This is a genomic window from Amycolatopsis lurida (assembly GCF_900105055.1).
Lineage (GTDB): Bacteria > Actinomycetota > Actinomycetes > Mycobacteriales > Pseudonocardiaceae > Amycolatopsis > Amycolatopsis lurida.
The window spans coordinates 588310-607845 of sequence record NZ_FNTA01000004.1; the positions used below are offsets into that span (position 1 = coordinate 588310).

Below are 19536 nucleotides of genomic sequence, written 5' to 3' on the forward strand. Positions count from 1 at the left end.
CGGCCAGCCGCACAACGCGGTCGAGGCAGCCTCCGACGGCCTGGTCCGCGGCACTCCAGGACACTCGCCGACTCGTCGCGCCACCGTCCCTCTCGGACCGTGTCAACACGCATATCCGACAGGGAATACGACAACTTCGGCCACGGGCAGGACGGGAAGTCAGCGGGCGACGAAGTACCGCACCGGTGACGGGATCTCGATGACACCGGAATCCGTCATGAACTCGGCTGCTTCGGCCTCGATCTCCCGTGCGACCGTCTCGTGGTGCTCCGTGGGCATGGTGTCCCACATCATCCGCATGCCGTGCGTCCAGGTCCACCGGACGAGTTGGTCCGGTGAGTCCGCCCGCAGCACGACGTCCTCGACGTGGACGGCGATGTCGGAAAAACCGGCGCGCCGGAGATCCTCGGTCGCCTTTTCCGGGCCACCGAAGGCCTCCTCTTGCGGGTAGACGCGGGCTGAGACGGAGAACCTGGCCGCGGCCGCCGCGATCGACCGCAGCCCGAACACTCGGGGCTCGGGTTCGAGTACCGACGCCGGCGCACAGACCGCGAGGCGTCCGCCGGGAGCCAGGAGGGTCCGGTACCGGCCGTAGGCGGATGCCAGGCCCGGCACCATATGCACACTGTTGCTGCCGATGACGGCGTCGAAGTAGCCGGGTCCGAAGCCGGGAGCGGCGCCATCCATGACCGCGACGACCACTCCGGTGGCGTGTCTGCGGCGCAGGTCCGCCGCCGTCTTCGCGATCATGGCCGCGGAGACATCGATCCCGACGACCTGCCCGGCGGGGCCGACCGCGTCGGCCGCGGCGAACAGCGCCGCGCCGCGACCGCAGCCGACGTCCAGGACGTACTCGCCGGGACCGAGTGCGGCGAGCTCGACGAGCCGCGCGGCGATCGGACGGAAGTACTCGACGCCGTTCTGGTCGTAGGACCCGGCTACCGTGTCGAAAGTCCGCCGCACCGCTGTCTCGGAAGACGACATGTTCATGGTCTTGCTCCTTTCGAAACCGTGAGCGGGTCAGGGCTCTAAGCGAAGGTCAGCATGGCGACGCCACCCATCACGACGAGCGCGCCGGTGATCCGGCGGCGGACGTGGCCTTCCCCCAGGAAGTACCAGCCGAAGACGACCGCGGTCACGATGCTCAGCTCCTTCACCGGAGCGATCACGCTGACCGGCGCCCACCGGATCGCGAAGAGCACCAAGACGTACGCAGTCGGCACCAGCGTGCCGACCACCAGGATTTCGCGGCGGTGCGCCGACCAGAGATCTCGCAGCGCTTGGGTGCGCGCGAGCGCGACCGGAGCCAGGACCAGCACCTCACCGATCGACACGCCCCAGAAGACGAGCAGTGGTGAAAGACCGAAACCGCTGACGACGTTCTTGTCCCATAATGTCGCCAACGCGTTGGCAAGGCCGATCAGCAGACCGAACCCGGCCGCGGACAGGCTCGTGGCGCGGCTGATCGGACCGGGCGACCGGTCCACGGTGATGACCAGGACCCCGCCGATCACCGTGGCCGCGCCGAGCAGGGCCAGCGGGCTCGGCCGCTCACCGAGCAGCAGCACGGCCGCGGCGATCGCGAATACCGGTGCCACACCGCTGGACAGCGGGTAGACCACCGACAGATCCGACGTACGGTAGGCGCGTTGCAACAGCAGGTAGTAGCTGAGCTGCAAGCAGGTGCCGACCACGGCCGACAACAGCCAATGCCCGAGGTCGACCGGGCCGCCGAGGATCAGGGTGCCGATCCCCAGCGGCAGTATCAGCACGCTGCCCACGGCCATATAGGAGAAGACGAACAGTGAACCCGACATGCCCATTCTCTTCGCGATCACGTTCCAGCCCGCATGGGCGAACGCCGCGACGAGCACGAGCAGCACAGCCAGAACTATCACGGGGCACCTTTCGCGTTTTCGTTGCGGGGCGCCACCTGCCCCCAGGTACGGCCGGCGCGGCCGATCATGCGCTGTGACCGGCCGCGCCGGCCTGGTCGGCTAGACCGAGACCAGCTCGTAGACACCGGCCGATGCGCGCAGCGCACGGTCCGAAACCCACTCACTGCGGTCCGAGACCCAGTTCGCCCGGTCCGAGACCCAGTTCGCCCGGTCCGAGACCCAGTTCGCCCGGTCCGAGACCCAGTTCGCCCGGTCCGAGACCCAGTTCGCCCGGTCGGACACCCAGTTCGCCCGGTCCGAAACCCAGTTCATCTCCATTGTTCCTCCTTTCACTGAATCGAATCGGCTCCCGGCCGCCGTCCCGGCACAAGGCGTGGGGAAATTGTTTCCCGCCACACGGACGGGAAACGAAGGCGCCCGGCAGTGGCGCGAGCACGCGGAGTTCCTTCATGGACGAAAGGCGGTTGGCGCAAGAATGGCCGTCAGCCCCCAATCCCCGCTTCCGGTGGATCGCGCCTCAGCATTTCTAACACGCGGATTCGGCGTTGATCAATCGGCCGCCGGTGCTGGCTTTCGTCGCCCTCTGTCGCCGGGAAGCCGATCGTTGTCCGCCAAACGGGTCCCGGCACCTGGCCCGAGGGAGCGGCGATCGCTGGGTCCTCGCTACGGATTTCCCCTTTACATTGCCCCAAAACTACCGATTTGTGCCACCGGCGGAAGAATTGAGCAAGCGCTTTCCGGTTCATGATCGTCCACTCGATCAGCGGATTCCCCCGCCCTTCACTGTCTGCTTCCATGGAGAAGGTAAATTCTCGCCGGTGTCACCCTGGGGGGCTGGACACCGGCTCTCACAGCGAGTTCCCCGAGGAGCGATATGGCTTCCTACAAGGACGTCCTCGTCACCGGCGGCGCCGGATTCATCGGACGCAACATGATTGCCGGGATGGTCCGTGACGGGTACACCATCACGGCGCTGGACAACTACAAGATCGGCGGCAAGGAGTTCGTCGACGACGAGATCCGCAAAGAGGTCAATTGGGTCGAAGGCGACTCCCGGGACTATTCCCTCATAGCGAAGCTGACCAAGGGCGTGGACGGGGTCATCCACCTCGCCGCTCCGTCCTCCTTCCTGATGTACGAGGAAGACCCCACCGACGGCGCGTCGGTCACCACGCAGGGTTTCCTCAACATCCTGGAGGCCGTTCGCCGCAACGACGTCGGAAAACTGGTGTACGCGAGCACGAGCGCGGTCTACGAGGGGAACCCGGTGCCCTACACCGAGGAGATGACCCTGGCCCCACCGGATCTGAAAGCGCTTTCGAAGAAGTGGAACGAGGAGGCGGCCCGGCAGTACTCCGACCGCTACGGCATCACCGCGGTCGGGCTGCGCCCGTTCAGTGTCTACGGGCACGACGAGTTCAGCAAGGGCGGCTACGCGAACGTCATCTCGCTGTTCGTCTGGGCCGCGCTCAGCGGGCAAACGCCCGTGCTCTGGGGAAACGGGCAGCAGACCCGCGACTTCATCTACGTCACCGACGCCGGCCGCGCCTTCCAGCTCGCCCTGGAAGCCGACCTCAAGACCGACGAGTTCAACGTCGGGACCGGACTGGAAACGACGTTCAACCGCACCCTGGACCTGATCGGCTCCGAACTCGGCGTGGACCTCACGCCCCGCTACGTGCCGACGCCCATCGCGATCTACGCGGAGCGGCTGTGGGCGGACACGCGCAAGGCCGAGAACATCCTCGGTTTCCACCCCTCGGTCACGGTCGAGGAAGGTATCCGCCGCGTGATCGCGTCCGCCAAGGAAGCACGCGACCGCTGGCCAGAACTCGGCACCCGGCAGATGTACTTCGAGACTCTGCCGAGCTGACGGAACGGGCGGGACGGGAGCACGACGATGAAACGGGTACTGGCGCTGACCGACGCGCCTGACGATGTCGGCATTTTCTGTCAGGAAACGGAACTGCTGCTGTTCCGGATCGAGCAGCTGCCGGCGGCCGGACACAGCTTCGAGTTCTTCGAGCAGGTGTACGCCAGGCTGCGCGAAGCCTGTGATCTGTCCACTGTAGACATGGTGGTGGCGGAGTACACCGAGGCGCTGCCCTTGCTGTATCTGATGCGCCGGGACGGCCACTCGTGCCCGGCGCTGATCATCCCGCACACGAACCCGTACCCGCTCAATATCCTGTGTCACCTGATGCTGGTCGCCGAGACCGCGCATCCCGGCGATCTGGTCCTGTGCGGCTCGACCAACGCCGCGGCCGCCTACGAGCAGGTCGCCGGGATCCCCGCCCGCAACATCTGCACGTTCGGCATCCGCGACATCTACCGGCCGGGGGACCGCGCGGAGGCGAGAGCCCGGTTCGGGCTCCCACCCGACCGGCCGATCCTGCTGTATACCGGCCGATTCATGACCGACAAGGGAATCGGTGCGCTGCTCGAGGCATACCACCTGCTGCGCCGCAGCGTGCCGGACGCGCTGCTGACGATGTCGGTGACACACGTCGACGCGGTCCTCTACAACCAGCTCGCGGCACAGCTCGAGCACGTGGTGCTGTTCCAGCGTCTCTCGCGCGAGGAGACGGTGAGCCTGTACAACGCGGCGGACCTCTACGTCTCCGGTGCCACCAGCATCTTCGAGACCTATGGGAAAGCGCCGCTGGAGGCGATGGCCTGCGGGTTGCCCGCGGTGCTGCCGCGCTGGGACGGTTTCCCGTATTTCGTCGGCGAGCACAACGGCGCTCTGGCCGAGGTCCGGTACGGGAACACCGGCCGGACCAGCCCGTTCGACTTCGCGGCCGTCGATCCGGCCGACCTCGCGCGGCAATGCCGTCGGGTGCTGGACCGCGGCAGGCTGACGGATTACCGGACGCCGGCCTGGGCCACCTACGGAGAGACCATGCGTGTGCTCCGTGACGTGGTCGGTGAGCTGACCGCGCACCCGCGGCTGTCCTTGCCCGTTGACCCGTCCGCGGCGTTGCATCGTGAGCGCTACTCACCTGCCGTTCGCGCCTTCCTCGACCACTACCGGTTGGACACACTCGAAGATCTGACCGGCCGGACGACCGAACTGGGCCTGATCGACCGCCGCGATCCGGGTGACCGCACTGTCCTCCGTGGACTCCATGACGAGATCTTCGGCATCATGGCCGCCGATCCCGGCCGGGCCGGTGACGACGAGAAGGCCGGGGTGACCGGATGACCGCGGGACTCGGCCTGGCCGACCAACGCGGCGACTACGCCTCCCTGGTGCGCTGGTGGGCGCGCATGCGGGATTCGAAGCCGGTGCACTACGACGCGGAACTGGGGAACTGGCACGTGTTCCGCTACGACGACGCGATGCGCGTCATCGGCGACCACGAGACGTTCTCGTCGGACCTGCGCTCGGCCGTCCGGCAGCCGGAGCAGTTCGCGATCGTCGCGCGCGGCGCGTTCAACGGCTTCGACCCGCCGGAGCACACGAAACTGCGCTCGTTGGTCAGGACCGCGCTCACTCCCCGGATGATCGCCGGCCTCGAGCCCCGCATCACCGCCATCGCACACGAACTGCTCGACTCCCTGTCCGGACGGCGCCGGGTGGAGCTGATCGGGGACCTGGCCTACCCGCTGCCGCTGATCGTGATCGCCGAGCTGATGAACATCCCGCTGGCCGATCGGCACCTCTTCCGCGCCTGGGCCGACGCCTTGTTCTTCCAGGGCCGTGGGGACGAGCCGGTCGTGGTGCCGACCGAGGAAATGCTGCGCTCGGTCGAACCGCTGATCGGCGAGATGAACGCCTACTTCCTCGACCACATCCGTCACCGGCGGCGGCATCCGGGCGGCGACCTGATCAGCAAGCTCGCCGCGGTCGAGGTGGCCGGCACCCGGCTCGCCGACGAAGAGGTACTGGGCGTCTGCGGCTTCCTGCTGGTAGCCGGGCACATCACCACCACACTGGTGCTCGGCAACGCCGTGCACCTGCTCGCCACCAGGCCGGATCTCGCCGCGGAACTGCGGGGCCGGCCGGATCTGATCCCATCCGCCGTCGAGGAGGTCCTGCGCTTCCGAGGCCAGCTGCCCGCGACCCCGCGACGGACCACCCGCGAAGTCACCTTCGGCGGCCACGTCGTACCGGCCGGTGAGGTATTGCTCGTCTGGATCGCCTCCGCGAACCGGGACGAACGCCAGTTCCCGCAGGCGGACCGCTTCGACCCGCGACGAGAACCCAACCACCATCTGGGGTTCGGGCGAGGTATCCACTTCTGCGTCGGTGCCCCACTGGCCAGGCTGGAACAGCGCGTCGCCCTGCGCGCGGTGCTCGAGCGGTGGGACTCGTTCTCACTGGACGGCGGTGTGCGGCCCGAGGACGTGCGCAAGGCGATCGGGTTCCGGGCACTCCCCCTCGCGGTCTCCTGGGCAGGCTGAGTCAGCCGACGTCGAAACAGACCAGGAACAAACCTTGCTCCGGCAACAGGCCGACGACGCCACCCGGCCGCAGCCCGGCTTCCCGGCCGAGCCGGGCGAACTGCGCTTCGGTGCGCTCGGCGGCGTCCAGCAGGAGCAGCATGGCCAGGTCTCGCTGACTGGCCACGAACTGACCGGGATCGTCACCGGCGGCGGGCACCTCGTCCAGCACCCGTTCGACGAGCACGACCTGTCCGCCCGCGACCACCGCGGCCCGGCAGCGGCGCAGGATCGTGACCGCGTCCTCGTCGGGCCAATCATGCAGGATGTTCGCCAGCAGGCAGACATCCGTTCCGCCGGGCAGCGGTTCGAAAAAGCTGCCGCCCGCCACGGTCACCCGATCCGCGACGCCCGCCGCCCGCAGCACCGGGTCCGCGGCACCGACGGTGGCGGGCAGGTCCACCAGCGTTCCGGTAAGTCCGGGATGAGCGGTCAGCACGGCCGCGAGGACGTGCCCGGTCCCGCCGCCGACGTCGGTCACGTGCCGGACCCCCGACCAGTCGTAACGGCGCGCCACCTCGGGGCCGAGTGTGGCGGCGTGCGCGGCCATCGCCGCGTCGAAGGACCGGCCGAGCACCGCATCGGCGGCGAGGTCGTCCCAGAAGCCGCGTCCGAACAGACCTGTCCACACGCTTTTGCCCGTGCGTACCGCCTCGGGTAGTGAGGCGATCGCCTCGTCACCACGACGGGCAAAGGCTTCGCGCTGGTCCAGTGCCTTCGCCAGGCCTGCCGGATGGCCGCTGCACAGGACCGCCCCGAGCTCTCCGAGTTCGACGCGATCCGCGGCGGGCGCGCGGAACACCTCCAGCAACACGAGATACCGGACCAGCCGCCGAAGCGCGCCCACATCCGCGCCGGACCGACGCGCGAGGTCGGCGAGGTCGTCGACCCCGCCGGCCACCAGATCCGGCAGTCCGAGCGTGACCGCGGCCCGCAACGCCCACGGGGTGAACAGGGTCGCGCCGCGGGCCACTTTGATCACCGCATCCCGATCGGTGTCCCTGGTGCTCAACGTCTCTCCGTTCAGGCGTGGTTTTCGATGATCTTGGCCAGTGCCTCGGTTCCGCGGTCGATGTCGTCGAAGTCGTTCAGCACGCCAGGGGCGAAGCGGACCGCGCTGCTGCGATACGGCGTCTGCCCGGCGACGATTCCTTCGCCGTGCAAGAGGTCCACGACGGTGGCCGGGTCGATGCCGGGGACGTCGAAGCACACCATCCCGGACGTCAGCTCGGCCACGTCGGGTGTGCGCACGCGGACACCGGTGACGTCGGCGAGCGCGCGGCGGCAGTGCGCGTTCAGGTCGTGGATGCGTGCGGCCACCCTGGGCTTTCCCAGGTCCTGTTGGAAGTCGAAGGCTTCGGCGAGCGCCCACCGGTGCTCGTAGGCCGGGAACCCGCCCGGGGTGCAGAACCGTGCCGCCGGCGCCTTGCCGTCCGGCACGGAACCCAGGTACCACGGCCAGAACACCTCGACGTCGAACGAGGTGATGATCGGCCGGACAGCGGCCCAGCCTCGCTCGCTGCCCCAGACCAGGCCCGTTCCCCGCGGCCCGAACAGCCATTTGTGGCACCCGGTGGCGAAGAAGTCGCAACCGAGCGCGGTCACCTCGAAATCCTCGACGCCCATACCGTGCACCCCGTCGACGCAGGTCAGGACCTCGGTACCGGGTGGACGCCCGGCGTTGACGGCCGCGACGACCTCCGCGATACGGGCCAGCGGCAGCTTGACCCCGGTCCCCGAGTGCACCCAGGTCAGTGCCAGCAGCCGGGTCCGGTCCCCGATGCCGCGGGCCACGGCAGCGACGATCTCGTCCTCGGTCGCCGTCCGAGGGTCCTCGTAGAGTTCGATGATCCGATGGGACGCACCGCTCGATTCGGCCTTGAACCGCAACAGTTCGCAGGCCGCGTAATGCTCGTGCTCGGTGCTCAGGATCTCGTCGCCGGGTCGCAGCGTCATACCGGTGATCACGATGGCGAGGCCCATGGTGGTGCTTTCGGTGAGCGCGATCGTGTCCGGCTCGGCGCCGAGGTAGCGTCCCGCCTTCTCCAGGACCTGGCGCTGGAGCTCGTCGCGATGGTGAAAGTACAACGCCGGGTTGCTGTCGAGGCCCCGACGATGCCGTTCGATCGCCTCGCGAACCGGCCGCGGATGTGGGGCCAGTACCGAGAGTCCCAGGTGCACGTAGGCCGGGTCGAGGTCGAATTGGGCCCGCAGCTCCGACCAGTGGGGCTCGGCCGTCACTTTTCGATGCCCCAGCGGCGGGACTCGACCGGTGTCAGCTCGATCAGCTTCGCGCCGCGACGGATCGCTTCCTCGTCGAGGGTGGCGATGTTCGCGGGCGACGGGTCGGGCGAGAGCCGCTGCTCGTGGGCTTCGGCGATCTGGTAGATGTCGAAGCCGTACTGGTTGCGCATGATGCGGTAGCCGAGTTCGTTGATCATGCAATTCGTGCTACAGCTGCCCGTGTTGTGGGGCACTTCCCAGCCGATGGCCTCGAGGTCGGCGATGATCTGTGGAGTCGGCGGCTTCGGCACGAACTCGTAGAAGGGCACCAGAGCGGCTCCGCTGTCCCCGGTCCGGAGCAATTCCGCGGCTTCCGGCGCCTTGCGCTCGGCGTGTCCGCGCAACAAGGAAACCTGGTCCTCGACGACGCCTGCCAACGGCGTCAGCCCGTCCACCTTCACAATCGGCTGATCACCGGCGGTAGTGCGATTCTGACCTTTGTGCGTTCCGACGAAGCACAGCGGTATCGCATTGTCAAGGCAATAGACCGACGCCTGGGCGAGAATGGTGGAAAAGCAGGGCCAGCACGCCGACCCCCAGGACATCACCGCACGGAGAAGGTCTTGGTCGCCTTCTTCGTTCATCGCGAAACCGAGCCGGAACAGAGTGTTCATCGGGTCGCGTTCCGGACGCGCGATCACCAATTCGATGTCCAATTTCTCGCACAACGAACGGGCGTTGCGGATGGCCAGCGGCGATTGATAGCCCTGGTCGAGCATCCAGGCCACCACCCGCACGTCCCTGTTCGCCAAATCGTGCAGCATCCAGCTGGAATCCTTGCCCCCACTGTAGAGAACCAGCGCGTCGGCTTTCGCCTGAGGCCTCCGCGCCGGCACGCTGGCGACGAGTTCGTCGAGCTCGGGCGGCACTTCTCCCACCGTTTCGCCACGGACCAGCCGGAAGACCAAGTCGAGCAACCTGCCGCGGTCCTCTTGAGCCGGCAATTCGCTCGGATCCGGCGGATTCAGACAATGGGTGCACAGTGCAGGATCCGGCGATGGGTCCCGGCCGTCGAGGCCGGCGATGAATCTGTCGTATCCCATCGGCATACCGCATCGAGTACAGACCGAACTGTCCGGAGTGACCGACATGACCATTCCTTCCGCGCGACTGGCAGTATTCGTCCCCACGGCCGCCGCGCCTGCGAATACCCCCGACAGGCCGGACGCCGGAGTGCGACGAATTTCACGGCCGTGTAAACAACACTAGAAATGGCCGAGGTGCACGACAAGGGACCACTCGGGTATTGCGTGATCACAGCGAGTGGGCGTTGACGAAGGGGAAGTCCGGCCTGTGTCAAAGTCGGTCAGCACGAGGACGCTGCCCCTGTGGAGTGATCACCGCCAGCGCGACCGCCAGGACCAGGTCCGCCTTGTGCGTGATCGAGACCTGTACCTCCACGACCCCGAGCGCGGCGGCGCCCGCGGCCGCCGCGCCGGTGAGCACCACCAGGGCCGCTCCGGAATCGGTTCGCTCGACGGCGATCTGGCGCGGCACGACGCCGTCGGCGAAACCGGTGCCGATCGCCTTCGCGACGGCTTCCTTCGCGGCGAACCGGCCCGCCAGGAACTCCCGGCATCGATCGGGGCCGAACCCGGCCGCGGTGGCGAGTTCGGACTCGGCGTAGACGTAGGCACGGAACCACGGCCGTGCCAGCAGCCGGTCCAGTTCGCCGAGGTTCAGCAGGTCGGCCCCGATCCGCATCGGGCTATCCGGCCGGGAAGGTGAAGGCCGCGGCGTGACTGCGACCGCTCACCGGATCGGTGTCGCAGAGCACGACCTTCCGGTACGTCTCCTGCCACGCCGGCCAGTTTCCCGCCAGGACGAGCCACACACTGGTGCAGTACGAGCCCGGCGCGACCCGGTGGACGTCGCAGGCCTCGACGGCTTCCGTCACCCACGGGCCGAGGACCACGAGCGTGCCGGACTCCCGGTGAGGTTCGAGCAACTCGCCCACCGTCCCGCCGGAAGACACCGACGCCAGCCGTGGCCCCGGCCCGGTACCGAGGACCAGCGCGGCACCCGAGTCGACCAGCCCGCCGTCGTCGACCAGGGGATGCGGGGTCGGGAGTGTCGTCTGCTCCAGTACCGCGATGACCGCCTCGTCGCACCGTCCCGACCGCTGATACGCCGCCACGATGCGCAAGGCCGTGAACGGCGCGGCCAAACCCTGCTGTGCCACGGAGAACGTGGTCGCGGTGACGTCGAGCCGGTCGGCGAGATACGGCGCCACGGCGGTGAACGGGAGGACGTCGGGCAGGGCGTGGGTCACGATGATCAGCTGCGGGCGGCTCGCACGCACGCCCTCGGCTTCCAGTAGCCGGTCGGTCAGCGTCTTGTGCGAGACGTGCGCACCACGTTGCCAGCGTTCTTCGTCCACTTTGGACCCGAACGGTTCGACGAGATCCGCGAGGAACCTCGAGACCGCCGCGTCTTCCCGGTAGCCGGGCCCCGGCGGTGAGATCACCGCGTTCGTGCCGCGCAGGGTCGGTTCGCCGCTCATGACACTCCTTCCCCGATGGCCTGCCTGGATTCCACGTAGTCGGCGAACGAACGGACGGTACGAAGGTGATCGATGTCGAGGTCGTCCGGATCCACCGTGATGCCGACGGCCATCTCCACCAGCATCAGCAGTTCCAGTACCTTCGACGAGTCCAACCGCAGATCGTCGAACAGCCGCGTGTCCTCGGTCAGCCCGGTGATCTCCCGTTCCAGGACGTCCCCGAGCGCGCCCCCGATCGCCGACACCACCTCGTCCCGGGCCGTCACGTCCCGCTCCCTCGCGTCCGATGGGTGATCACCATGGCGCCGAACGTCGCGCCGAGACCGACCGTGACGAGCACGTAGCGGGCGCCGTCGACGAGCCTGCCGTTCTCCCGCAAGGTCGTGTAGTTCAGGAACACGTCCGACGAGAAGCAATGGCTGAGCTTGGGGATGTTCTCCAGGAAGAACTTCTCCGGCGGCGCCTCCAGCGCCTTCACCGTCTGCCGCCAGGCGAGGGCGTTGACGTTGTGCGGGATCACCAGATCGATGTCGTCGAACCCGCATCCCGCCTCGGCCACCGCCGCCAGGATCACCTCGGCCAGCCGCGGCCCGTAGAGCCGGCCGAACTCGGTGTTCTGCTCCGGGGTCAGCGCCAGCCATTCCGCATACTCCCCCAGCGTCTTCGTGACGAAGGAATGCACGACGTCGCCGTCGCCGTCCACCGTCAGCAGGCACGCCGAGGCCGCGTCCGCCATGATCGCGGTGTTGGGGATCAGCTGCACGATCGGCGAGAACGCCCGCTCGCCGGTCACCATCAGCGCGTAACCGGCGGTCTCGCCCTCGGCCCGCAGCAGCTCGGCCGCGACGTCGATGGCGCCCAGACTGCTCACGCACGCCTGGTGGGACAACGCGAACGCCTCGACGTCCACCAGCCCCAGCCGCCGCGCGAGCTCCTGGGCGATGTCGACGTCGGCGGGCGCGAGCGCCTGGGTCGTATGCGCGAACACCAGCCTGTCGATCCTCCGGCCGGCGGGCAGCGCCGCCAGCGCCCGCTTCGCGGCGGGCATCAGCAGGTCGAACAGGTCCATCCCCGGATCGAACCGAAGTGAGTCGAGGCCGTAGAACTTCCGGAACACGCCGAGTTCCGCCCGGCGCAGCCCGAGGTGCTCGCCGAGCTCCTCGATGCGAACGCTGCGCTCGGGCACGAACGATTCGACGCGTTCCAGTGTGGTCGCGCCCATCAGCCCTCCAGGTATTCGGCCCGCAACAGCCAGAGCCGGTTGGCGCCACGGCGTTCCGGCGGCTGTACCTCGTACGGCCAGCGGCCCTCACCCGCACCGGGCTGACCGGGCTCCTTGATCTCGTCGACCTTCCAGCCGTGGGCCAGCAGGAACTCCTCCGGCTTGTCGGTGCCGAAGATCCACGGTGTCCCGTCGTCGGCCAGCCGGTCGAGGAACGGCTTCGAGAACGGGCTGCGCAGCAGGGCACGGCCGAGGATGTCCAGCGCGAGCCTGCTTCCCGGGGCCGACACCGAACCCAGCGTCCTCAGCAGACCGCCCGCCTGCTCCTCGGTCAGGAAGAAGGTCAGCGCCTCGGCCACCCACAACGTCGGGCGAGCCGGGTCGAAGCCCGCCTTCTCCAGTTCCGGCAGCCATTCACGGGTCAGGTCGGCGGGGACGACCCGGCGATCGACCCGCGGCTCGGCGCCCAGTTCGGTCAGTCGCCGCTGCTTCTCCACCAGCAGCGGCTCGTGGTCCACCTCGAAGACGACGGTGTCGCCGGGCCAGTCCAGCCGGAACGCCCTGGTGTCCATCCCCGCCGCGATCAGCACGACCTGGCGGATGGCGGGATCCGACCGCAGCTCGCCGATCGCGTCGTCGAGGAACCTGGTCCGGATGCTGATGAACGGCAGCAGCCCGCCACCCGCGTAACGCTCGATCAACCGGAACCCGTCCGGTGCGGCAAGGGCGCTCGCCAGCGGGTCGACGAACAGCGCGTCGTCGCGCTCGGACTCGAGCGAGCGGGCCGCCGCCATCCACTGCGCTGTATAGGAAACGGCGTGCATCAGCTGACTCCCGCTCCGGCGAAGAACGCCTTCTCGATGGCCGACAGGGTTTTGAAGTCCGCGATGTCGATGGTGTCGAAGTCGACCTCGACGCCGCTCGCGTCCTCGATCACGTAGACCAGTTCGACGAACGACAGCGAGTCGACCAAGCGGCTTTCGATCAGGTCCTCTTCGAACGCCAGCTCCGTGCGTTCCGGGTGCCTGCCGAGAATCCAGTCACTGACCTTTTCGATACCGGGGGTGGGCATGTCTTCTCCTTCGAGTTGTTTCCTTCTCAGTCCGCGGCGGACACCGCGACCGCGATGGCGTACGCGTCGTCGTGGGTGATGCTGATTTCGATCTCACCGAGCCCGGCTTCCCTCGCCAGCCGCGCGGCGCGTCCGGTGAGCCGGACCACCGGCCAGCCGCCGTCGCTCTTGAGCACTTCGGTCGAGAGCCAGGGCACGGGCTGCCCACCGACGTGGAAGAGTTTGAACACCGCTTCCTTGGCGGCCAGACGTCCCGCGATACCAGGCAGGTCCGGACCGTCCGGAGTGGACGAACTCAGCAGTTCGGCGGAGGAGAGCAGGCGCCGCAGCGCGGGTTCCGCGTCCTGGGCGACGAGCTCGCGCACCCGGCTGAGCGGGACGACGTCGATGCCGATCCGTCTCGCGGGCATGGTCACCCGGCCCGGCCGGCCGCCGCTCGGACGGCCGCCAGCGCTGCCGGAAGATCGCCGTGGTGGCGTTCGGTCAGCACGGCGAGCCAGCGCTCCAGGCCGAACGCCACGCAACTGGTGTAGGCGAACTCCTTGCCGTCGCCGAAGCGGATGTCGCACCGTTCGCCGAAGAAGTTCCGATGGGTGTTGACCGAGGCGATCGCGAGGGTGCCGTCCTGGAACTCGTATTTGACCGGGCTCAGCTTCTGCAGGAGAGCCCGGGCGCCGTCGTTCTGGAAGAACGGATCGATCGCGGCCTCCTTCTCCAGGCCAAGGCCGAGTTCGCCGGAGAACGCCAGGATCCGTTCGGTGAAAAGGGAAACGACTTCCTGCGTATGCTCGAACGAGCCGAGAGCGACGATCTCCCGCATCTGGAAACTCGCCAGCCGGCGCAAGCCGCTGTAGTGGTCCTCGCTGCGGAAACAGCGGTTGACGAGGGTCACGACCTCCGTCTCGGACACCTTCGTGCCCTCGTAGAAAAGGTAAGCCCCGTAACAGGTCGCGTGCGGCAGACCGTAACGGCCGTCCTGCAGATCGCCGCCGGCGAACCGCCCGTCGACCGGCTTTCCCTCCCGTCCGGCCAGATCCAGTGGACCGGCCACGAACGCCAGCTGCGGGAAGTTCGCGTAGACGTCGAACTTCTCCAGGTCGGTGACCGGGTACAGCGGCGGCGGGCTGATCTCCCGGGCCCCGGCGGCGGCGGCCCAGCCGAGGAAGGTCCGGTCGAGTTCCTGGACAAGCGCGGTCTCGTCGGGGCCGAGGATCGCCAGCGCTTCGGCGCCGTCCACTCCGGTGGTGCGGGTCATCGCAGGATCCCCGTTCGCTCCAGGTACTTCAAGGTCTTGCGGAACACCTGTTTCTCGGCGGCAGGCCGGGTTGGCGCGTCGAGCAGCGCACGCCGGAACTCCAGCGGGTTCTCGATGCCGGCGTCGCGATAGACCTGCGGGTTGTACAGCGACTCGAAACTGTAGGAGAGATACCGTCGGAGGTAGGCCGAGACCTCGACGAGCTCCTCTGCGGTCGCCGTCTTCTTGAGGTCGCCGTAGAGATGCTCCACCAGCTCCCGGCCGAACGCGATATGCCGCGATTCGTCCTGATGGTGGATGCGGTTGATCGCGCGAATCGTCTCGTGCAGGCGTTCGTCCCGCGCCATCAGCGAGTTGTAGTGGTCCACCAGTTCCTCGAAGATCAGGATCCTCGCGAACACCAGCAAACTCTCCACTTTGGACGAAGACGCGGGCGGGATGGTGACGCCGGCAGCCGGTGCGCGATAGATCTTCTTGCCGTAACGCAGGCAGAATTCCGCGAAGAACCACATATGCTCGTTCTCCTCACCGATGAAGTGGTGGAAGAACTCCGACGGCATCTCGAAACCCGCCGTGTGGATACGCGCGACGACCTCGATGAGCAGCTCGCGGATCCCGTGCACGTTGAGGCTGTAGAAGTTGATGCTTTCGAACCGCGACAGGGCGAAGAGCTGGCCTTCGCTCAGCGTCGTGGCGAACTCGGTGCCATGGGTGGTGGTGAGCTCGGGGCTCATCCACCACATCCGTTCGGGCAGGCTGTCCGGCCACTCGAACATCTGATAGGGGTTGTAGTAGTCGTCGATCGACTTCGACGAAAGGCGATCGAGCAGGCCGCGAAACCGTTCGTCCGCGTCGATGATGTCGCTGATGTCACTGGCCACGAAGGCTTCCTCCGTTCTTCCGGGCTCAATTCGACGCTACGGCAAGGAATCCGCGTGATTCAACGTCCACAAGCGGTCTGGCCGACACCGGCCAGCACCCTGGTTTCCCGGTGCAGTGGCGGCATAGGGTGGTCGCGGTGAGATTCGAGCGATCGAGAGGCGCGGCAAGGGTGACGTGGACACGTTTGCCTTACCCCTCAATAACTCCTCATCAACCACTCGGCCGGGCGACCGGCGCGAGGCGCGAAGGGACCGGGAACGGATGACCACGCTCGTCGGTGTGGACGCGCTGCGCGTGGCCGAACTGGATCTGCTCGCGCGGCGCGGCTGGTTCCTGAAGTTCCTGTTCTCCCAGGAGGAACTCGACGACCTCGCGACGGCGGGCAGTGTCTGTCTCGCTTGCCGGTTCGCCGCGAAGGAGGCGGTGCTGAAGGTGCTCAGGACCTGCCTGTCCGGCCCGGTTCCGCCCGCCCAGATCGTGATCCGGCGTTCCGGAGCGGACGCGACGTCGGTGGAGTTGCGCGGTGCGGCGTCCGAACGTGCCCGCGCGCTGGGGATCGAGCGGGTCGACGTCTCCATTTCCTGTGAACGGGGGCTCGTGATCGCGGTCGCCCTGGGGACGGCCTGACCTCAGGTCGCGAGCAGGTTCGCCACCCGGAACCGTTCGACCGAACCGCAGTCGGCGAGGATGTCGTGCGCCTTCCGCAGAAGTCCCTGCCCCGCACCGGGATCCCGTTTCGCGGTGACTTCGCCGAGGACCGCGAGCGCGTGTCCCTCGCCGATCCGGTTGCCGGTGCCACGATGCAGTATCAGCGCACGCTCGGCGCATTCCGCAGCTTGTTTCCGGTCGCCGCGGTCCCGCCGGGTGGTGGCCAGCACCGTCTGCGCCCGGGCCGCGAGGAGCCGGAAGTCCCGCCGTGCGGCCAGTTCCGCGGCCGCGCCCGCATGTGTGACGGCGTCGTCGAGCCGCCCGCCACGACGACATACCTCCGCCAGCGCCAGCAGGCCGACGATCTCCGCGCGGGTGTAGTGGATCTCGTGGGCGAGTTCGACCGCCTGTCCGGCCAAGACCTCGGGAGCCACGGACAACTCGGTCCGGCCACCGAGTTCGGCCAGCGCCGCGAGCGCGTTCGCCTCCGCCCGGCGATCGCCTGTCTCCCGGGCCAGTTCCAGCATCGCCTCGGCGTGCTCGGCCGCTTCGGCGAATTCCCCGGTCTCGGCGCACAACGCCGCCAGTATGCAGAGTGCGGTCGTCTCGCCGTAACGAGCGCCGTTCTCCCGGTGCAGGGAAACACCCTTCGACAGCGACTCGCGCGCGTCGGTCAGCCTGCCGAGGTCGAGATAGACCTCGCCGAGCGTGGTGTACACGTGCGCGGCACCGTCGCGATTGCCGGTACGTTCGATGAGCGAAAGGGCCTGGGCCAGCCGTCGGATGGCTTCCTGCGGCTTGCCCAGCTCCCGCAGCAGTGTCCCGATGTTGTGCAGGTTGGCCGAAAGTCCCGCTTCCCAGCCCATCCGGCTGTTCAGTTCGATCGCGCGGTCGAGTTCGGCGACGGCCTCGTCGAGCGCGCCGAGCTCCCAGTGGACTCCGGCGAGATTGCCGCGCGCGGCGGCTTCCGCTTCCGGCCATCGTTCGGTGGTCGCCAGCTCCAGCGCCCTGGTGTAGTGCGTGACGGCGGCCGCGTAGTCGCCCAGCCCGCGATACACCTGCGCGAGGCTTTGCTGGGCGGCGATCCGGCCGCGCGGCTCACCGTCCGCGGCCGCCGCGGCGAGCCCGGCGTTCGCGACTGCGACCCAGTCCACGGAATGCCTTCTGAGCCAGAAGAAGCCGCGAAGGGCGTCCGCGAGTAACCAGACGACCCGATGCGGCCCCTGCGCGGCGGCGTCGTGGACGATGGCCACGAGGTCGGCACGTTCCGCTTCGAGCCACTCCAGCGCCTCGGCGTCGTCATCGAAGACGACGTCGGTCTCGCCGAATTCGGCTCCTTCACGAAGCCGGAGGATCTGCGGCGTGATCCGCGTGACCGCGGCGGTCGCCGTCGCGAGATACCAGCCGAACAGCCGGAGCCTGGCCGCGTCGCGTTCGGCCGCGCCGTCCTCGGCCCGCGCGCGTTCGGTCGCGTACAGCCGGAGCAGGTCGTGGCACTGGTACCGGCCGTCGGCGTCCCGGGTGACGAGATGTGCGCGCTCCAGTTCGGCCAGAGCCTGGGACGTGTCCTCGGGGACCTGCCCGGCGAGCGCGGCCATCGACCGTGCGGTGAAGTCCGGCACCTGGACCACGCCGAGCAACCGGAACAAGCCCCGGGCGGCCGGACCGAGCCGCCGGTACGAGAGCGCGAACGCGGCGCGGACCGCGGTCGACGGGTCGCCGTCGATCCCGAGCCGGTCCAGCCGGTCGGCCCGCAGCAGCCCGTCGGCCACGGCGCCGATCGGCCGGTCCCGGCCGGTCCCGATGTCCGCGGCCGCGATCCGCAACGCGAGCGGCAGCCCGGCGCACAACCGGACCAGCGTCGCCGCCGCCCGGCGTTCCTCCTTGACCCGCTGCGCGCCGACGATCCTGGCGAGCAGCTTGAGCCCGTCCTCTTCGGTCAGCAGGTCGAGCCGGACGGCACCGGCGTCGTGCAGGACGACGAGCCCGGGCAGTTCCTCCCTGCCGGTCACCACGACGAGGCTGCCGGGCCGGCCGGGCAGCAGCGGCCGCACCTGCTCGGCCGTGCCGGCGTTGTCGAGCACCACGAGCATCCGTTTGCCCGCGAGCTCGGACCGGTAGAGCGCGGCCAGTTCCTCGGGATCCACCGGTATCCGGTCGGGCGGGACGCCCAGCGAGCGCACGAGCCGGACCAGCGCTTCGGCCGCGGTCACCGTGGCCGACCGCGCGTAGCCGTGCAGATTCAGGTAGAGCTGCCCGTCGGGGAACCGGTCGAGCGCGCCGTGTGCCCATTGCAGCGCCAGCGCGGTCTTGCCGACCCCCGCGGTGCCGCTGATGACCACCACCGGTGCGCCGCCGGCGACCAGGGCGTCGATCCGGCGCAGATGCGCGGTGCGGCCGGTGAACGTCGGCAGCGCGGCGGGCAGCTGCCTCGGCCCGGCGGAAACCGGCTGTTCGGCGGCGGGCAGGTCCAGTGCCGGATCGGTGCGCAGGATGGCCTGGGCGAGGCCGGTCAGCTCCGCACCCGGTTCGAGACCGAGCTCGCCGGTGAGCAGGGCGCGTGCCCGGCGGTAGACCTTGAGCGCCTCGGCCTGGCGCCGCGACCGGTAGAGCGCGAGCATGAGCTGAGCCTGGAAATGTTCCCGCAACGGATGTTCCGCGACCAGCTCGGTGAGTTCGGCGACGACGTCCGCGTGTCTGCCGAGCGCCAGGTCCGCGTCGATGCGCTGCCCCAGCAGGACCAGCCGTCGTTCCTGCAGCCGGTCCGCCTCGACCTGGAGGGCGGCGCTGCTGTCGGCCAGCCCGCTGAACGGAGGGCCCTGCCAGACCGCGAGTGCCTGCCGCGCGAGACTTCCGGCGACGACCGCGTTCCGCCGCTCGTGTGCCGCGCGCGCCTGGTCGGCGAGGTCCTCGAACCGCCGCACGTCCAGTTCACCGGGATTCACCACGAGCAGATAGCCGGGTCTGCGGTGCACCACGCGATCCGGATCCGCCAGCGCGCGGCGGAGCTGGAGGACGTAGAGCTGGAGGTTCTTCGCCGCGGTGCGCGGCGGGCGGCCCGCCCACAGGCCGTCGACCAGCGCGCTCACCGGCACCACTTCGCCCGCGCGATGAAGCAGCAGCGCCAGCAGACGGCGGACTTTCGGCGCGCCCAGATCGAGTTCGGTATTTCCGTCGCGGACCCCGAGCGGCCCGAGAATCGTGAACTCCATCTACCCCCCACTCACCTCGCCGGAATGATCGCGAAGTGCCCGCGACCTTCCCGAATTAGTGGTCCATACCAAATTTATACCGGCTCTCCGCATGCTTCGGAACAAGAATTCAGCT

Annotated in this window: 20 protein-coding genes; 4 read left to right on the forward strand and 16 right to left on the reverse strand. The window is 68.4% G+C overall.

The window, feature by feature from the left end; translation table 11 throughout:
* Positions 1–159: 159 nt before the first annotated feature.
* From BLW75_RS07820 to BLW75_RS07830, 3 genes are all read right to left on the reverse strand, one after another.
* Complete coding sequence (locus tag BLW75_RS07820) at positions 160–990, reverse strand: class I SAM-dependent methyltransferase (protein ID WP_091597105.1); 831 nt, start codon at positions 988–990, stop codon at positions 160–162.
* 38 nt (positions 991–1028) lie between these two features.
* Positions 1029–1898, reverse strand: a complete 870-nt coding sequence (locus tag BLW75_RS07825; RefSeq protein WP_034307242.1) for an EamA family transporter — start codon at positions 1896–1898, stop codon at positions 1029–1031.
* A 99-nt stretch (positions 1899–1997) separates the two neighbouring features.
* Positions 1998–2216 carry a hypothetical protein gene (locus BLW75_RS07830; RefSeq protein ID WP_034307245.1) on the reverse strand — a complete coding sequence of 73 codons (219 nt, stop codon included), beginning with the start codon at positions 2214–2216 and terminating at the stop codon, positions 1998–2000.
* A 556-nt stretch (positions 2217–2772) separates the two neighbouring features.
* On the opposite strand from BLW75_RS07830, the gene BLW75_RS07835 reads away from it, so the two are divergent.
* The 3 genes from BLW75_RS07835 to BLW75_RS07845 are packed head-to-tail and all read left to right on the forward strand — an operon-like array spanning position 2773 to position 6305.
* Positions 2773–3771 (forward strand): NAD-dependent epimerase/dehydratase family protein, encoded by a 999-nt coding sequence (locus BLW75_RS07835; protein WP_091597111.1) that lies wholly within the window; start codon positions 2773–2775, stop codon positions 3769–3771.
* 27 nt (positions 3772–3798) lie between these two features.
* Positions 3799–5103, forward strand: coding sequence for a glycosyltransferase family 4 protein (locus BLW75_RS07840; RefSeq protein WP_034307247.1), 1305 nt, complete (start codon positions 3799–3801; stop codon positions 5101–5103).
* Positions 5100–6305: a cytochrome P450 gene (locus BLW75_RS07845; RefSeq protein ID WP_034307249.1), complete on the forward strand. Its 1206-nt coding sequence runs from the start codon at positions 5100–5102 to the stop codon at positions 6303–6305. Before BLW75_RS07840 ends, BLW75_RS07845 begins: the two co-directional genes overlap by 4 nt.
* A gap of 1 nt (position 6306) precedes the next feature.
* Here BLW75_RS07845 and BLW75_RS07850 read toward each other — a convergent pair whose 3' ends face one another.
* The 12 genes from BLW75_RS07850 to BLW75_RS07900 form a co-directional block, all read right to left on the reverse strand.
* On the reverse strand, positions 6307–7356 hold the full coding sequence (locus BLW75_RS07850) for a methyltransferase (protein ID WP_158005359.1): 1050 nt from the start codon (positions 7354–7356) through the stop codon (positions 6307–6309).
* An 11-nt stretch (positions 7357–7367) separates the two neighbouring features.
* Complete coding sequence (locus BLW75_RS07855; protein ID WP_158005360.1) at positions 7368–8585, reverse strand: aminotransferase class V-fold PLP-dependent enzyme; 1218 nt, start codon at positions 8583–8585, stop codon at positions 7368–7370.
* Positions 8582–9670 (reverse strand): adenine nucleotide alpha hydrolase family protein, encoded by a 1089-nt coding sequence (locus BLW75_RS42750; protein ID WP_167373482.1) that lies wholly within the window; start codon positions 9668–9670, stop codon positions 8582–8584. Before BLW75_RS42750 ends, BLW75_RS07855 begins: the two co-directional genes overlap by 4 nt.
* A gap of 253 nt (positions 9671–9923) precedes the next feature.
* On the reverse strand, positions 9924–10331 hold the full coding sequence (locus tag BLW75_RS07860; RefSeq protein ID WP_091597119.1) for a holo-ACP synthase: 408 nt from the start codon (positions 10329–10331) through the stop codon (positions 9924–9926).
* Between the two features lie 4 nt (positions 10332–10335).
* The gene (locus BLW75_RS07865) at positions 10336–11130 is read right to left on the reverse strand and encodes a hypothetical protein (RefSeq protein ID WP_034307260.1); all 795 of its coding nucleotides are present in this window, start codon (positions 11128–11130) and stop codon (positions 10336–10338) included.
* Complete coding sequence (locus BLW75_RS07870) at positions 11127–11396, reverse strand: acyl carrier protein (RefSeq protein ID WP_034307262.1); 270 nt, start codon at positions 11394–11396, stop codon at positions 11127–11129. The genes BLW75_RS07865 and BLW75_RS07870 overlap by 4 nt, the downstream gene beginning before the upstream one ends.
* The gene (locus BLW75_RS07875; RefSeq protein WP_198935674.1) at positions 11393–12352 is read right to left on the reverse strand and encodes a 3-oxoacyl-ACP synthase III family protein; all 960 of its coding nucleotides are present in this window, start codon (positions 12350–12352) and stop codon (positions 11393–11395) included. The genes BLW75_RS07870 and BLW75_RS07875 overlap by 4 nt, the downstream gene beginning before the upstream one ends.
* Positions 12352–13176, reverse strand: coding sequence for an SAM-dependent methyltransferase (locus tag BLW75_RS07880; protein WP_034307267.1), 825 nt, complete (start codon positions 13174–13176; stop codon positions 12352–12354). The genes BLW75_RS07875 and BLW75_RS07880 overlap by 1 nt, the downstream gene beginning before the upstream one ends.
* Positions 13176–13424, reverse strand: a complete 249-nt coding sequence (locus tag BLW75_RS07885) for a phosphopantetheine-binding protein (RefSeq protein WP_034307269.1) — start codon at positions 13422–13424, stop codon at positions 13176–13178. The genes BLW75_RS07880 and BLW75_RS07885 overlap by 1 nt, the downstream gene beginning before the upstream one ends.
* A gap of 26 nt (positions 13425–13450) precedes the next feature.
* Positions 13451–13834 (reverse strand): holo-ACP synthase, encoded by a 384-nt coding sequence (locus BLW75_RS07890; RefSeq protein ID WP_034307271.1) that lies wholly within the window; start codon positions 13832–13834, stop codon positions 13451–13453.
* A 2-nt stretch (positions 13835–13836) separates the two neighbouring features.
* Positions 13837–14679: a class-II aminoacyl-tRNA synthetase family protein gene (locus BLW75_RS07895; protein WP_034307274.1), complete on the reverse strand. Its 843-nt coding sequence runs from the start codon at positions 14677–14679 to the stop codon at positions 13837–13839.
* Complete coding sequence (locus BLW75_RS07900) at positions 14676–15560, reverse strand: diiron oxygenase (protein WP_091597122.1); 885 nt, start codon at positions 15558–15560, stop codon at positions 14676–14678. Before BLW75_RS07900 ends, BLW75_RS07895 begins: the two co-directional genes overlap by 4 nt.
* A gap of 262 nt (positions 15561–15822) precedes the next feature.
* Here BLW75_RS07900 and BLW75_RS07905 point away from each other — a divergent pair, with 262 nt between their 5' ends.
* Entirely contained in the window at positions 15823–16188 is a 366-nt protein-coding gene (locus BLW75_RS07905) for a holo-ACP synthase (protein ID WP_034307276.1), read from the forward strand.
* A 2-nt stretch (positions 16189–16190) separates the two neighbouring features.
* Here BLW75_RS07905 and BLW75_RS07910 read toward each other — a convergent pair whose 3' ends face one another.
* On the reverse strand, positions 16191–19421 hold the full coding sequence (locus BLW75_RS07910; protein WP_091597126.1) for an AfsR/SARP family transcriptional regulator: 3231 nt from the start codon (positions 19419–19421) through the stop codon (positions 16191–16193).
* Between the last annotated feature and the right edge of the window lie 115 nt (positions 19422–19536).